We start from the raw sequence: 12,113 nt of genomic DNA, 5'->3' as shown, positions 1-12,113 counted from the left end.
CCCCCAACCTTGGGGACTGTCGCCCTGCCCTGCGTGCCTCGCCACCCTCTCCCACCCACCCTCAAAGGCCCTTGGCACGGGGCTTTGCGGCTGTGTGAGGGTGCATTGGTATGGAAGTTGTAGAGGCCCCTGCAACTGACCCACCCCACGGGGCAGGCACTTCGATAGAGGGATTAACTCATGCACCCTTTACTGTCCAAAACCGCGACCGTCCTGGTCGTGAGCGCATTGGCCCAGGGCATCGCCCAAGCCGCTCTGTTCGCTGTCGACCCCGGCCCCTACGCACCGGCCAACGGCAATTTCGCCGCCTGGTACCAGGACACCCACGGCCGCACCCTGGATCTGTGCCTGTCCAAAGCGCTCAGCTCTCGCGTGCCGAGCGTGCCCGGCACGCCGTCGTACATGTGCTCGCTGCTGCCGGCGCCGGGCATCTTCGACGACGCGCAACCCCTGTCCTTCCCCAGCAACTTCCCCGATGAAGCCTTCTGGTTCACCGCTGACGGGAGCATCGTCGATGCCGCGCGGGGCATCGACCTGACCTACGTCTCGGCCATCGAGGCCGCCTTCGGCGGCGGCGATCCGGCGGAAGGCGACCAGATCAGCTTCGCCCGCATCCGCATCCGGGTCGACGTGCCCACCGCCGGCACCTACGTGATCACCCACCCCTACGGCGTGGACGTGTTCAACGTCGACACCCCCGGCCGGCGGGCGATCAACATGACCCGCGACATCGGCATCGGCTCGCCGAAGACCTACGACGGCGCGCTCAAGGGCGACGTCGGCCCGTTCCTGCGCAGCGTCAACGGGCCCTACACCGAGACCAACCCGGTGACCGGCGCCGCCGAGCAGTTCATCGGCGACCCGAACCTGGAAGAGGCCGTCACCGGCAGCCCGTTCAACACCAACTTCATCCGCATCGAAGGGCCCGGCGGGATCGACCTGCGCACCACCACGTTCGCCATTTCCGGCAAGCTGTCCACGGTGGTCCGCCCGACGCCGCTGATCACCCAGCGCAGCACCTACTCGCGCACCCCCGGCGCCAGCGCCCCGGTGGCCCAGCAGGACGTTTTCGTCCAGGCCCCGCCCGCGCCCGCCACCGTCGCCGTCACCAGCAGCACCCCGGTGCTCAACCTCACGGAGGCCGACAGCACCGGCAGCTGGTATGCGCAGTCACCGGCCAACCCGACCTTGCCGACCACCCTGCAAGTGACCGCCGACAACCACCTGGCCATCGCCAGCAGCACCCCGACCACCCTGCCCATGGCCCTGACGGACCTGGTGGTGATCCAGCGCGCCGAATACAGCCTGAGCTCCGGGCAACTGACCCTCGTGGCCTCGACCAGCGACGAAACCTCGCCGCCGGTGCTCACTGCCAGCACCGCCGGCGGCGCCGCCATCGGTGCCCTGGGCGGCGACGGCGCGGTGAAATCCCTCACCACCGGGATCTCGCCGATTCCGCCGGCCAAGGTTCGGGTGACGTCGTCCAACGGCGGCAGCGATACCGAAGAAGTGGTCATCGTGCAATGAACGCTCACATGCCCAGATCCGCATCAGGAGGCATCATGAACAAGTGGCCACGCTTCGCGCTCAACGCGCTCGGGCTGACAATCTCGCTGTCGGGCAGTGCGTTCGCGCAACTCGCCGCCGTCGATCCCGGCCCCTACACCTTCGCCACCGGGAAATTCCCGATGTGGTACCAGGACAACAACCTGCTCTCGATGGAACTGTGCCAGTCCCGGGCCGCCAGCTCGCGGGTGCCGGCCAGCGTGCCGCCGGCCTACATGTGCACCCTGCTGCCGGAGCCTGGCGTCTTCGACGACACCCAGCCCATGGTGTTCCCCGACAACTGGCCGCCGGAAGCCTTCTGGTTCCTGGCCGAGACCAACATCGCCAACAACGGCGCCGGCTACGGCATGGACGCCTACGTGGCGGGGATCGAAGCGGCGTTCGCCTCGGAAAACCCCGTCGACGGCGATCAGCAAAGCTTCGCGCGGATCCGCATCCGGGTGAACGTGCCCGTCGCCGGCACCTACACCATCACCCACCCCTACGGCGTGGAGACGGTCAACGTCACCGCACCGGGACGGCGGGCGATCAACATCACCAAAGACATCGGCATCGGCGCGCCGGGCGACTTCAGCGGTGCGCTCAACGGAGCCATCGGCCCGTTCCTGCGCAGCGTCAACGGCCCGTACACCGAAGTGAACCCGGACACCGGCAGCATCGAGACCTTCGTCGGCGACCCGAACCTCACCGAAGCGGTGACCGGCAGCCCGTTCAACACCAACTTCGTGCGCATCACGGGGCCGGCCGGCACGATCCAGACCAACCTGTTCACCGTGGCGGGCAAGGTGCTGGACAACCGTCAGCAGACCCACGTCGCCATCGACCGCGCCACCTACCGCCGCACCTCGGCAGGCATACGCGCCGAAGTGTTCGCCAAGGCCGACGCCAGCTCCACCCTGTGCTTTCGCGAAAGCGTGGCGCTGGTGCCGGGCACCCCGCCGTCGCCGTGCCAGACCAACCTGCTGGGCGACAACAACGGGCTGTTCTTCGGCCAGCGCCTGGGCACCGGCACCCTGCCGTCGGTGGTCGTCGTGACCGCCACCAACCCGACCGGCACCACCCGGCCGACGGCGGTGTCGAGCAAGCTCACCGACGTGGTGAAGATCCAGACCGCCCGCTACAGCTGGGCCAACCACAGCCTGCTGATCGAGGCCACGTCCTCCGATGAGGTGGCCGTGCCGGACATGGTCGCCCAGGGTTACGGCCGCCTGTCGAAGACCGGCACCCTGCAGCGCATCACCGTGGCCGACCTGACCCAGCCACCCGCCACCGTGACGGTGAAATCCGCCGCCGGCGGCAGCGACACCGAGCCGGTCGTGGTGGTCGGCAGCGCACCGGACACCGGTGAAAACCAAGCGCCGCTGGCGGTCGCCGACACCGGCAGCACCAGCTTCGGCGTGCCCATCACCCTCAGCCTGCTGACCAACGACAGCGACCCGGACGGCAACGTGCCGCTGTCCATCACCGCGCTGACCCAACCGGCCGCCGGCCAAGGCACCGTCGCTCTGAACGGTACCACCTCGGTGGTCTACACGCCGCCTGCGGTGGTCAACGCGCCGCTGACCGCGACTTTCACCTACAAGGCCCAGGACAGCAAAGGCCTGGCCTCGGTGAACCCGGCCACCGTGACCGTCAGCGTGGCACCGAACCGGCCGCCGACCGCCGTCGCCGACAGCGTCGCCACGTTGGGCGTGGCGATCCCGATCAACGTGCTGGCCAACGACACCGATCCGGAAGGCAACGTGCCGCTGGGCGTCGCCAGCCTGACCCAGCCACCGGCCGGGCGCGGCACCGTGAGCACCGACGGCACCGTGATCACCTACACCCCGCCGGCCACCGTGACCACGGCCTTCACCACGACCTTCACCTACATCGCCCGGGACAGCTTCGGCGCCCAGTCGACGCCGGCGACGGTCACCGTGCAAGTGTCGCCACGGCCGGCGGCGGAGACCTTCACCATCACCACCTCGACGGTGCAGGCGCGCTCCGGCAACCGCTTCAACTGGGACTTCGCCGGCACCTCATCGGTGACCACCGGCAACACCATCACCGTGCAGGTCACCACCCCGACCGGGCTGGTCACCCTCGGCACGACGACGGTGCCGGTCACCGGTCGCTGGCGGCTGACGCTCAACAACACGAACGTGGTGCCGTCGGCCAACCCGACCGCCACCATCCGCTCGTCCCAGGGCACCGTGCGCACGGTGTCGGTGACCACGCTGTAGGCCTTCGCCCCATCCGCCTGCGGGTGGATGGGGCAAGCCCCCGGACCGCCTGAACGACACAGGACAACGCCATGAACACGCCGACCGCCGCCCTGCTGTGCCTGCTCGCCCTGTGCGGCGGTGCGGGCGCGCGCGCCGACGACCTGATGGACAACGATGACCTGGCCCCCTCGGCCGACCTCGGCGAACTGCCCCCACCTGTGGGCCAGCAAGCGCTGATCGACCAGAACGGCCAGGCCAACATCGCCCTGCTCTCGCAGAACGGTCAGTCACTGCTCGGGCGGATCGTGCAGTCGGGCAGCAACCAGGAGGCGTACATCCTGCAACAGGGCAGCGACCTGATGGCGCAGATCACCCAGAACGGTTCCGGCAACGCCGCCTCGATCACCCAGGCCGGCAGCCACAACCGCGCGCAGATTTCGCAGAACGGCAACAACAACGACGCCAGCATCGAGCAGGCCGGCACGGGGCTGCAAAGCGCCGTGACCCAGTCGGGCAACGGCATGAGCGTCTCGGTCAAGCAATACCGCTAAAGCACTGCAATCATCGGAGAGTTCATCATGTTCAAATTGACGCCCCTCACCGCCGCCATCCTGGTCATGATCAGTGCCCAGGCCATGGCCGACGACAGCCTTTCCACCCAAAGCCAGGCCGGCACCGCCAACATCGCCGATGTGAAGCAGACCCAGGCCCCGTTCAGCACCGCCACCCAGACCCAGTTCGGTGAGGGCAACAACGCCGCCGCCGTGCAGGATCACGCCACCAGCACCATCACCCAGGACGCGGTCGGCGACTACAACGCCGGCTACGCCGAACAGCTCTACGAAGACAACGGCACCATCACCCAACAACAGGTCGGCACCTTCAACACCGCGCACGCCAGCCAGTCCCTGGGCTTCGGTTCGCCCAACACGGCGCTGCAGCAACAGCAAGGCAGCGGCAACTTCTCGTTCATCTACCAGGACTCGCAGAACGGCAGCGAAGGCAAGACCTTCCAGTACGGCGACAGCAACGAAGCCAACATCGAGCAGCTGTATGAAGGCAGCGGCAACAGCTCGGTGATCACCCAGTACGGCACCGCCAACTACGGCACCGCCGAGCAGGTCACCCACAACGGCGGCACGATCGGCATCAACCAGGCCGGCGACTCCAACTACGCCTACGGCGACCAGCGCAACGGCACCGGCGGCACCATCACCATCAACCAGTTCGGCACCCTCAACGGCACCGAAATCTGGCAGGACTCGCAACTGGCGAGCCAGGCCACCATCAACCAGTACGGCGACGGCAACGAAACCGTGGTGGACCAGAGCTACGGCGAAAACAACACCGCCGCCGTCACCCAGGTCGGCAACCTGAACGCCATCTACGCCGACCAGTTCGAGTCGGTCAACTCGACGCTGGCGCTGTACCAGGTGGGCAACGGCAATGTCCACTTCACCTACCAGAACGGCGACGGCCACGTGCTCAACGCCACCTCGGCGGGCAACGACAACAAGGTCTACGCCAGCAACTGGAAAGGCCCGCAGCACGGCGGCCAGTTCGGCAGCAACCAGCGCGCCACGGTCACCCAGGCCGGCAACGGCAACATCGCCAGCTTCACCCAGGACGGCGTCGGCCACACCATGACCACCCACCAGACCGGTACCGGCAACAAGACCACCGTCAGCCAGGCCGAGTCCTACAACGAGCTGTACTTCGACCAGAACGGCAGCGACAACATCCTCATCGCCGACCAGCGCGGCACCACCAACCTGATCCAGGGCTCGTCGAACGGCTCGGGCAACAGCGCCGAGTTTGATCAGTCCGGCTCCGGCAACCAGGCCTACACCGCGCAGCTCTACGGCAGCGACAACCAGATCAGCGTGAAACAGGCCGACACGATGAACGTGGCGTACGTGACCCAAGGCGGCACCGGCAACATCGCCACCGTGGATCAGAGCGGGATGACCCAGACGGCGAACATCCAGCAGTTCGGGTCGGCGAACCAGGCGACGGTGTTGCAGCAGTAAGGGTTGGGCGTAATAAAAGCCGCGATTGCGTTGTGCGATCGCGGCTTTCGCAAGAGTGATCGTACCGACATCAGGTGAAGCGAACGAGGCGCGTGCTTGCCATCCGAATCAACTCCCTCAGCGTGGCGCACGCAGTGGGCTATCCGTCGTCAGACTGTCGGCCCAGACGTGTACGACCTGATGATCGATAACACGCCCGGCGTCCACATCCGCCAGCGCTTCAAGCGTCAGGTGCTCCTCCATCCAATCAATTTTTTTGGCCAGTTCCAGTTGAACATGGGCGGCCATGGCATGAGTCTTTTCTGATTTGGCCATTCTGCTTTACCCGAAGTTTTCCAATCCCGATTTCTGAATTCAGCGACAGACACAGGCTAGGGCCCGGACTTCCGAGGGACAACCTGAAAACCTTGTGGGAAGGATCCGCGAATTCGCAACATCATTTAAACAATCCAGAGCTGAAATGCAGTCCGGCTGTGGATGCTTCAGCCAAGGGCTGGTCGGCTTTCAGGCCGCCATCGCCAGCAGGCTGGCTCCTACAGAAGAAGGGTGGATTCGAGAAAAATGCGGATTTTTCCGACCGAATTTGCAGGTTGCCCCTCGGAAGTGCGCCGTCCAGGATCGGCAGGCATCCACCTGAACCTCACGGAGCGTTTCCCCTATGCAACTCATCCCGTCAGCGACGACAGCGTGCCCGTTACCGAATAGACTGCCGGGCATTGCGCCCGGAGGCCCTATGACCGACCCGACCCTCATCGACCCGCTGTGCCCAGTCGTTTCAGACCTTGAGCCCGAAGAGCAGGCGGCCAGTTATGACCGGTGGTTCAGGGCCAAGGTCCAAGCCTCCCTCGATGACCCTCGCCCGAGCATTGCCCACGATCAGGTGATGGCCGAAATGCAGGCCCTGATGGAAGCGAAGCGCAAAACCCACGATGCAGATTGAGTGGCAGCCTGAAGCACGGGCTGAACTCCTGCAGATTCTTGAACACATCAGCGACCGGCACCACGCAGCGGCCATGAAGCTCTTCAAGGGCATTGAAGCCGCTACCTCCAAACTGACTGTGCATCCTTGTCTCTATCGATCAGGTCGGGTTGCCGGCACACGGGAAATCGTTGTGCACCCCAACTATCTGGTCATCTATCAAGTGGCGGATCACGTGCGAGTCTTGAGCGTCTTGCATGCGCGTCAGGAAGATCCCTGACACCGCTGTCAGCCACTGTGGCGAAAGAGCTTGCTCTCTCACCACAGGGGATCCTTGTCAGCTCAACGCATTCAGGTCTTAGGCTCGACGTTATCCAGCGCCTGGCCCACCGCCACCTCACTCAACATCACCAGTTGCGCGATGCCCAGCGCGGTGCGGCGGTGACCGTTGTCCAGGGTGGCGGCGAAGTTGTTGAGCATCTCCGAGGCCGAGCCCAGGTTCTCGCTGGCGTTGGCCAGCAGGGATTCGGTGTCGTAGACCGGGTTGGGCAGGTACATGGGATCCGCATCGCTGGGGGCGGCCATGATCCGGGCGGTCGGGTTGAGGTAGTGGTCGAGGGCGCGCTCCGCGGCTTCGTTGAGTTTGCGTGAGTCGATGGATTCGTAGGGGGATGCGGGATCGGTGGTGGGGGTTACAGGAGGGTTGGGTGTGGGTTTGAACATAGGTGAAGACCTCTGCTGAAAAATGGAGCTGGCCCATTCGATTTCCAGGCGAAGGGGTGGCAGCTGTACGCAGGCTGGAAATCCGGGAGCAGAGAACCCGGCAGACACGAAGGTCTCCTACGCACAGCCGCCATGACAGAGCGCACACCGTGAAGGTGCGCAAGCATACGTCATGAATGGCGCTTTTGCGTTCTGCATTCCTCGGACTTCCAGGCCCGGTCGCTGAGTTGGCAGCGACAGACACAGGCTAGGGCCCGGCCTTCCGAGGGACAACCTGAAAACCTTGTGGGAAGGATCCGCAAATCAGCAACATCCTTTAAACAATCTAGAACTGAAATGCAGTCTGACTGGGGGTGCTTCAGCCAAGGGCTGGTCGGCTTTCAGGCCGCCATCGCCAGCAGGCTGGCTCCTACAGAAGAAGGGTGGATTCGAGAAAAATGCGGATTTTTCCGACCGAATTTGCAGGTTGCCCCTCGGAAGTGCGCCGTCCAGGATCGGCAGGCATCCACCTGAACCTCACGGAGCGTTTCCTCCATGCAACTCATCCCGTCAGCGACGACAGCGTGCCCGTTACCGAATAGACTGCCGGGCATTGCGCCCGGAGGCCCTATGACCGATCCACTGTGCCCAGTCGTTTCAGACCTTGAGCCTGACGAACAGGCGGCCAGTTATGACCGGTGGTTCAGGGCCGAGGTGCAGGCTTCCATCGATGACCCGCGCCCGAGCATTGCGCACGAGCAGGTGATGGCCGAAATGCATGCCCTGATGGAAGCGAAGCGCAAAACCCACGATGCCGATTGAGCGGCAGCCTGAAGCACGGGGCTGAGCGCCTGCAGATTCTTGAACACCTCAGCGACCGCCACCACGCAGCGGCCATGAAGCTCTTCAAGGCCATTGAAGCCGCTACGTCCAGATTGACTGTGCATCCCGGTCTCTGTGGCGAGGGACCTTGCTCACCTTGCTGTCAGGTCAACGCATTCAGGTCTTAGGCTCGACGTTATCCAGCGCCTGGCCCACCGCCACCTCACTCAACATCACCAATTGCGCAATGCCTAGCGCGGTGCGGCGGTGGCCGTTGTCCAGGGTGGCGGCGAAGTTGTTGAGCATCTCCGAGGCCGAGCCCAGGTTCTCGCTGGCGTTGGCCAGCAGGGATTCGGTGTCGTAGACCGGGTTGGGCAGGTACATGGGATCCGCATCGCTGGGGGCGGCCATGATCCGGGCGGTCGGGTTGAGGTAGTGGTCGAGGGCGCGTTCCGCGGCTTCGTTGAGCTTGCGGGAGTCAATGGATTCGTAGGGGGATGCGGGATCGGTGGTGGGGATTACGGGAGGGTTGGGTGTGGGTTTGAACATGGCGTCTTACTCTGTTTGATGAGTCGGAGCTGGCCCATTCGGTTTCCGGACGAAGGGGTGGCAGCTGTACGCAGGTTGGAAACCCGGGAAACAGAGAAACCCGGACGACCCGAAGGCCCCCCACGCACAGCCGCCATAACAGAGTGCACACCCAAAAGGTGCGCAAGCATACGTCATGAAAGGCGACCGCTGCGTTCTGTTTTACCCGGGGTTTCCAATCCCGATCGCTGAACTCAGCGACAGACACAGGCTAGGGCCCGGCCTTCCGAGGGACAACCTGAAAACCTTGTGGGAAGGATCTGCAAATCAGCAACATCCTTTAAACAATCTGGAACTGAAATGCAGTCCGGCTGTGGGTGCATCGGCCAAGGACTGGTCGGCTTTCGGCCGTCATCGCCAGCAGGCTGGCTCCCACAGGGGATTGGGGTGGTCAGGGAGAGGTTAGGCTGGTTCCCGCAAGGAATCGGGTGCAGTCAGGTAGAGGTAGGTCGGCTGTCGGGCCGCCATCGCGGGCAAGCCCGCTCCCACAGTGTTCCGGGGTGTGCACACCTTTCCCTGTGGGAGCCAGCCTGCTGGCGATGGCGTCAGTGCGGACAACGCAGGCTCAGATCAAGACAGGTGCTCCCACAGGGGACAGGGTGGTTCGGTAGAGGCCTGGCTGGCTCTTGCCGTCGAGCGCTCGACCCGAGAGCCGAGAGCCGAGAGCCGCCAAGCCCAAGCTCACTCCGCCTCAGGATCCACCTTATTCTGCGTCAGGTAACGGTTCAGCGTCTCGTCCTGCGAAGGCGCCGAGTTGTCCCCCGCCACCTGCCACAGCCGCCGTTCGATGCCCTGCGCCAGCAGGTGCCCCACCGCCGCCTCGATCGCCGACAGCACGCAGAGCTGCGCCGGTTCGTTGGTGGTGTAGCCGACCTCGGCCTCCAGCAGCTTCTTGAACTCGATGAACTTGAACACCCCGGCGCTGCGGCCCACGGAGTAGATGGTCTTGCTGGTCATCACGTTGGCCAGCACCTGCCCGCTGCGCACGTCCACCGCCCGCAGGTTGACGGTCACCTGGTCGACCCGGTACTCGCGGGACAGGTCGATCCCCAGGTAGCGCGCCCCTTCCCCGCCGCTGCGCACGTTGGTGTCGTAGGCGATGATCCCGCCTTCGAGCATCATGTTCGCCGCCTGCAACGGCGGCAGCTCGCCCTGGATGTTGACCGGGGTGTTGGGCTTCTTCTGCGAGGCGCGGATGATCTTGCGCTCGGTCAGCAGGTTCTGCAGCCCTTCGCGCTCCAGCACCACGAACCAGCCGCTGGCCTGCAAGGCGTCCATCAGCATGCTCGCCGCGCCCTGGGTGACGCTGGTGGAGAACGAGCTGGCCGGGGTCGGCTTGTACTGTCCGGTCTGGTCACGGAAGCCGTACACCACCGCCATCAGGCGGCCCTTGGGCCGCGGCATTTTCAGAAGGTCGTAGTAGGTCGAGGCCCTGGGGGTCAGGGTCGGGGTTTCGGTGTCCTGCTCGGCCGGCATCGGCTCGCGCAGACCACACCCTTGCAATGCCGCCAACATCAGCCCTAGCGCAATTATTTTTTTCATGTCCTGCACTCCCCGGAACGCTCATCCCGTCATGGGTTGAGGCCGTTAACCTGAATTTCCGAAACCTCACCGGTCGCTCGGTCGGTCACTTCAATGCTCAGTGCCCCGGAGTCGTCGATGACGTTGACGATGAATGCGTCGGTGGACAGGCTCCCCGTGTTGCCGGTGGAGATGTTGTCCAGCAGTTGTCCCAGCAGCCGTGACTGCAATTGGCTGGTGAAGCGCTCCAGCGCGGAGGTGCCGGCCACGGTCGTGCGGCGCTTGAGATCCGGATCGTCGTGGTCGTTCTGGGCCTGGGCGTTGTTGAGCAGCCAGGTGCCGTTGAGCGGGTTGCCGCCGAACGACGGGTTGACCGGCGTGTAGACCAGTTCGGTGGCCTGGACGGCGGCGCAGCCGGCCAGGCCGATCAGCCATCCTGCGATCCAGGGTGCGCGGCGCCGTGAGAACGTTGTCGTGTTCATAGTTCGTCCTTCTCAAGGTCGGTGGTGTCCTGCAACAAGGTCTCCAGCTTGCGCTGGACAACCTGGCGTCGAACCCAGTCGGCGGCCTCGTAGGCCTCGTCCTTCAGTTCCACGGTGTTCGGCGGCAGGAAGCGCCGATAGACCAGGCGTTGCTGATATTCCACGGTCACCAGGCTGCCCCAGCGCGCGTCGGGCCGCTCGCGCACCACCAGGTTGAAGTCCATGGGGCTGGTGTCGCGCAGGCGTTCGCTGAACAGGTAGTAAAAGTCATGGCCGATGTGCGAGATCGTGTCGTCGACGATGAAGCCCATCATTTCGTCTTCTTCGCCGGCCTGGGCGCAGCACGCCGCCAGGACGAGGATCAGCGCACAGCAGAACCGGCCGTTCATGGCTGCAGCGCCTGCGGCAGGGCCGACGGGTTCTTGGCCGGGCCGTTGGTGCCGTCGAGGAAGGCCTTTTCGGCGACGAACTGCCAGTCCGAGTAGCGGGTCATGCCTTCGAAGTCCGACCACTGCGCCGGGAAGTCCGCCTGCTTGAGCGGCGTCTCGGTGGAGGGGCTGTTGATCCCGGTGATGCGCCCGTCGAAGCCGCGCTGCAGCGCCCATTCGCCGCCGCCCACCGGATCCGGGTACAACCGGCGCAGGTGGTGCCGGGGCTCGGGAAAGCGCTCGTCCTGCAACAGGTCCGCCAGCTCCTTGGGGTACTGCGCCAGCCCCGGCGAACTGCGGTAGTAGCTGCGCAGCGCCTGGGCGTACTGGCTGCCCACCCACAGCAGCTGCTGCTCCCGGTCGCGCCGCGACACCGTCGACCATAGCTCGCCGGCACTGGCCAGGCCCATGCCCATCAGCACGATCAGGAACAGCACGCCCAGGTAGGTGAACCCACCCTGCCCCGCGCGCTCACCACTCCGAATACTGGCTGCCATCACGCGCCCTCCCGGTGGCTCCGCTCTTGATGTCGGCCACGCCGCCCGCCACGCCGTCCGGCGGCGCGACCAGCACCCATTGGTCCTTGCGCTCGGTGATCGGGTCGAGCGGCGCGTTGCGCAGGTAACGCAGCTCCACCAACTGGTCGATCGAGTCGGGGTAGCGCCCGGTGTCGCCGTAGTAGTGGTCCAGCGCCTCGCGCATGGCCGACAGGCTCTGGCGCAGGGTGGTTTCCTTCGAGGCCTCCAGGCTGTTGAAGTAGCGCGGCAAGGCGATGGTCATCAGGGTCGCGATGATCGCCATCACCACCATCAGTTCCAGCAAAGTAAAGCCCTGTTCCCGGCGCATGA

Annotated in this window: 15 protein-coding genes; 7 read left to right on the top strand and 8 right to left on the bottom strand. The window is 64.9% G+C overall.

The genetic code is table 11. The annotated features are described in order from the left end of the window. Positions 1 to 180: 180 nt before the first annotated feature. The 4 genes from CAG31_RS27435 to CAG31_RS27420 all read left to right on the top strand — a co-directional run bounded on the left by CAG31_RS27435 (position 181) and on the right by CAG31_RS27420 (position 5,803). Entirely contained in the window at positions 181 to 1,527 is a 1,347-nt protein-coding gene (locus CAG31_RS27435) for a hypothetical protein (RefSeq protein ID WP_085586880.1), read from the top strand. Between the two features lie 35 nt (positions 1,528 to 1,562). Beyond that, entirely contained in the window at positions 1,563 to 3,791 is a 2,229-nt protein-coding gene (locus CAG31_RS27430; RefSeq protein ID WP_085586879.1) for an Ig-like domain-containing protein, read from the top strand. Between the two features lie 71 nt (positions 3,792 to 3,862). Continuing rightward, positions 3,863 to 4,324 carry a curlin gene (locus CAG31_RS27425; RefSeq protein WP_085586878.1) on the top strand — a complete coding sequence of 154 codons (462 nt, stop codon included), beginning with the start codon at positions 3,863 to 3,865 and terminating at the stop codon, positions 4,322 to 4,324. 27 nt (positions 4,325 to 4,351) lie between these two features. Then, complete coding sequence (locus tag CAG31_RS27420; RefSeq protein ID WP_085586877.1) at positions 4,352 to 5,803, top strand: curlin; 1,452 nt, start codon at positions 4,352 to 4,354, stop codon at positions 5,801 to 5,803. A gap of 117 nt (positions 5,804 to 5,920) precedes the next feature. On the opposite strand, the gene CAG31_RS27415 is transcribed toward CAG31_RS27420, so the two are convergent. Next, entirely contained in the window at positions 5,921 to 6,118 is a 198-nt protein-coding gene (locus CAG31_RS27415) for a hypothetical protein (RefSeq protein ID WP_085586876.1), read from the bottom strand. Between the two features lie 418 nt (positions 6,119 to 6,536). Here CAG31_RS27415 and CAG31_RS27410 point away from each other — a divergent pair, with 418 nt between their 5' ends. Continuing rightward, a complete protein-coding gene (locus CAG31_RS27410) occupies positions 6,537 to 6,743 on the top strand; it encodes an antitoxin (protein ID WP_085586875.1) in 207 nt (68 codons plus the stop codon). Then, entirely contained in the window at positions 6,733 to 7,002 is a 270-nt protein-coding gene (locus CAG31_RS27405; protein WP_085586874.1) for a type II toxin-antitoxin system RelE/ParE family toxin, read from the top strand. Before CAG31_RS27410 ends, CAG31_RS27405 begins: the two co-directional genes overlap by 11 nt. 71 nt (positions 7,003 to 7,073) lie before the next feature. Here CAG31_RS27405 and CAG31_RS27400 read toward each other — a convergent pair whose 3' ends face one another. Continuing rightward, positions 7,074 to 7,445, bottom strand: coding sequence for a DUF6124 family protein (locus CAG31_RS27400; RefSeq protein ID WP_085586873.1), 372 nt, complete (start codon positions 7,443 to 7,445; stop codon positions 7,074 to 7,076). A gap of 609 nt (positions 7,446 to 8,054) precedes the next feature. Here CAG31_RS27400 and CAG31_RS27395 point away from each other — a divergent pair. After that, on the top strand, positions 8,055 to 8,246 hold the full coding sequence (locus tag CAG31_RS27395) for an antitoxin (protein WP_085586872.1): 192 nt from the start codon (positions 8,055 to 8,057) through the stop codon (positions 8,244 to 8,246). A gap of 177 nt (positions 8,247 to 8,423) precedes the next feature. Here the strand turns inward: CAG31_RS27395 and CAG31_RS27390 are convergent, their stop codons facing one another. The 6 genes from CAG31_RS27390 to CAG31_RS27365 all read right to left on the bottom strand — a co-directional run bounded on the left by CAG31_RS27390 (position 8,424) and on the right by CAG31_RS27365 (position 12,111). Then, the gene (locus CAG31_RS27390; protein WP_085586871.1) at positions 8,424 to 8,795 is read right to left on the bottom strand and encodes a DUF6124 family protein; all 372 of its coding nucleotides are present in this window, start codon (positions 8,793 to 8,795) and stop codon (positions 8,424 to 8,426) included. A gap of 720 nt (positions 8,796 to 9,515) precedes the next feature. Continuing rightward, the gene (locus CAG31_RS27385; RefSeq protein ID WP_085586870.1) at positions 9,516 to 10,376 is read right to left on the bottom strand and encodes a CsgG/HfaB family protein; all 861 of its coding nucleotides are present in this window, start codon (positions 10,374 to 10,376) and stop codon (positions 9,516 to 9,518) included. Positions 10,377 to 10,405: 29 nt separating this feature from the next. Continuing rightward, on the bottom strand, positions 10,406 to 10,837 hold the full coding sequence (locus CAG31_RS27380; protein WP_085586869.1) for a curli assembly protein CsgF: 432 nt from the start codon (positions 10,835 to 10,837) through the stop codon (positions 10,406 to 10,408). Then, a complete protein-coding gene (gene csgE, locus CAG31_RS27375) occupies positions 10,834 to 11,226 on the bottom strand; it encodes a curli production assembly/transport protein CsgE (protein ID WP_085586868.1) in 393 nt (130 codons plus the stop codon). The genes CAG31_RS27380 and csgE overlap by 4 nt, the downstream gene beginning before the upstream one ends. Then, positions 11,223 to 11,762, bottom strand: coding sequence for a type II secretion system protein (locus CAG31_RS27370; protein ID WP_085586867.1), 540 nt, complete (start codon positions 11,760 to 11,762; stop codon positions 11,223 to 11,225). The genes csgE and CAG31_RS27370 overlap by 4 nt, the downstream gene beginning before the upstream one ends. Beyond that, entirely contained in the window at positions 11,737 to 12,111 is a 375-nt protein-coding gene (locus tag CAG31_RS27365) for a type II secretion system protein (RefSeq protein ID WP_085586882.1), read from the bottom strand. Before CAG31_RS27365 ends, CAG31_RS27370 begins: the two co-directional genes overlap by 26 nt. Positions 12,112 to 12,113: the final 2 nt, after the last annotated feature.

Source organism: Pseudomonas sp. R25(2017) (assembly GCF_002112565.1).
In the GTDB taxonomy this organism is placed as follows: Bacteria; Pseudomonadota; Gammaproteobacteria; order Pseudomonadales; family Pseudomonadaceae; genus Aquipseudomonas; species Aquipseudomonas ekonensis.
The sequence above is the reverse complement of the archived record's forward strand: the minus strand, read 5'-3'. Positions and strand labels throughout refer to the sequence as shown.

Bases quoted from the DNA above. Each gene is read 5' to 3' on its own strand.
- CAG31_RS27420 (WP_085586877.1), top strand. From the start codon at position 4,352: ATGTTCAAATTGACGCCCCTCACCGCCGCCATCCTGGTCATGATCAGT.
- csgE (WP_085586868.1), bottom strand. From the start codon at position 11,226: ATGAACGGCCGGTTCTGCTGTGCGCTGATCCTCGTCCTGGCGGCGTGC.
- CAG31_RS27405 (WP_085586874.1), top strand. From the start codon at position 6,733: ATGCAGATTGAGTGGCAGCCTGAAGCACGGGCTGAACTCCTGCAGATT.
- CAG31_RS27430 (WP_085586879.1), top strand. From the start codon at position 1,563: ATGAACAAGTGGCCACGCTTCGCGCTCAACGCGCTCGGGCTGACAATC.
- CAG31_RS27380 (WP_085586869.1), bottom strand. From the start codon at position 10,837: ATGAACACGACAACGTTCTCACGGCGCCGCGCACCCTGGATCGCAGGA.
- CAG31_RS27400 (WP_085586873.1), bottom strand. From the start codon at position 7,445: ATGTTCAAACCCACACCCAACCCTCCTGTAACCCCCACCACCGATCCC.
- CAG31_RS27370 (WP_085586867.1), bottom strand. From the start codon at position 11,762: ATGGCAGCCAGTATTCGGAGTGGTGAGCGCGCGGGGCAGGGTGGGTTC.
- CAG31_RS27435 (WP_085586880.1), top strand. From the start codon at position 181: ATGCACCCTTTACTGTCCAAAACCGCGACCGTCCTGGTCGTGAGCGCA.
- CAG31_RS27395 (WP_085586872.1), top strand. From the start codon at position 8,055: ATGACCGATCCACTGTGCCCAGTCGTTTCAGACCTTGAGCCTGACGAA.
- CAG31_RS27415 (WP_085586876.1), bottom strand. From the start codon at position 6,118: ATGGCCAAATCAGAAAAGACTCATGCCATGGCCGCCCATGTTCAACTG.
- CAG31_RS27390 (WP_085586871.1), bottom strand. From the start codon at position 8,795: ATGTTCAAACCCACACCCAACCCTCCCGTAATCCCCACCACCGATCCC.
- CAG31_RS27365 (WP_085586882.1), bottom strand. From the start codon at position 12,111: ATGCGCCGGGAACAGGGCTTTACTTTGCTGGAACTGATGGTGGTGATG.
- CAG31_RS27385 (WP_085586870.1), bottom strand. From the start codon at position 10,376: ATGAAAAAAATAATTGCGCTAGGGCTGATGTTGGCGGCATTGCAAGGG.
- CAG31_RS27410 (WP_085586875.1), top strand. From the start codon at position 6,537: ATGACCGACCCGACCCTCATCGACCCGCTGTGCCCAGTCGTTTCAGAC.
- CAG31_RS27425 (WP_085586878.1), top strand. From the start codon at position 3,863: ATGAACACGCCGACCGCCGCCCTGCTGTGCCTGCTCGCCCTGTGCGGC.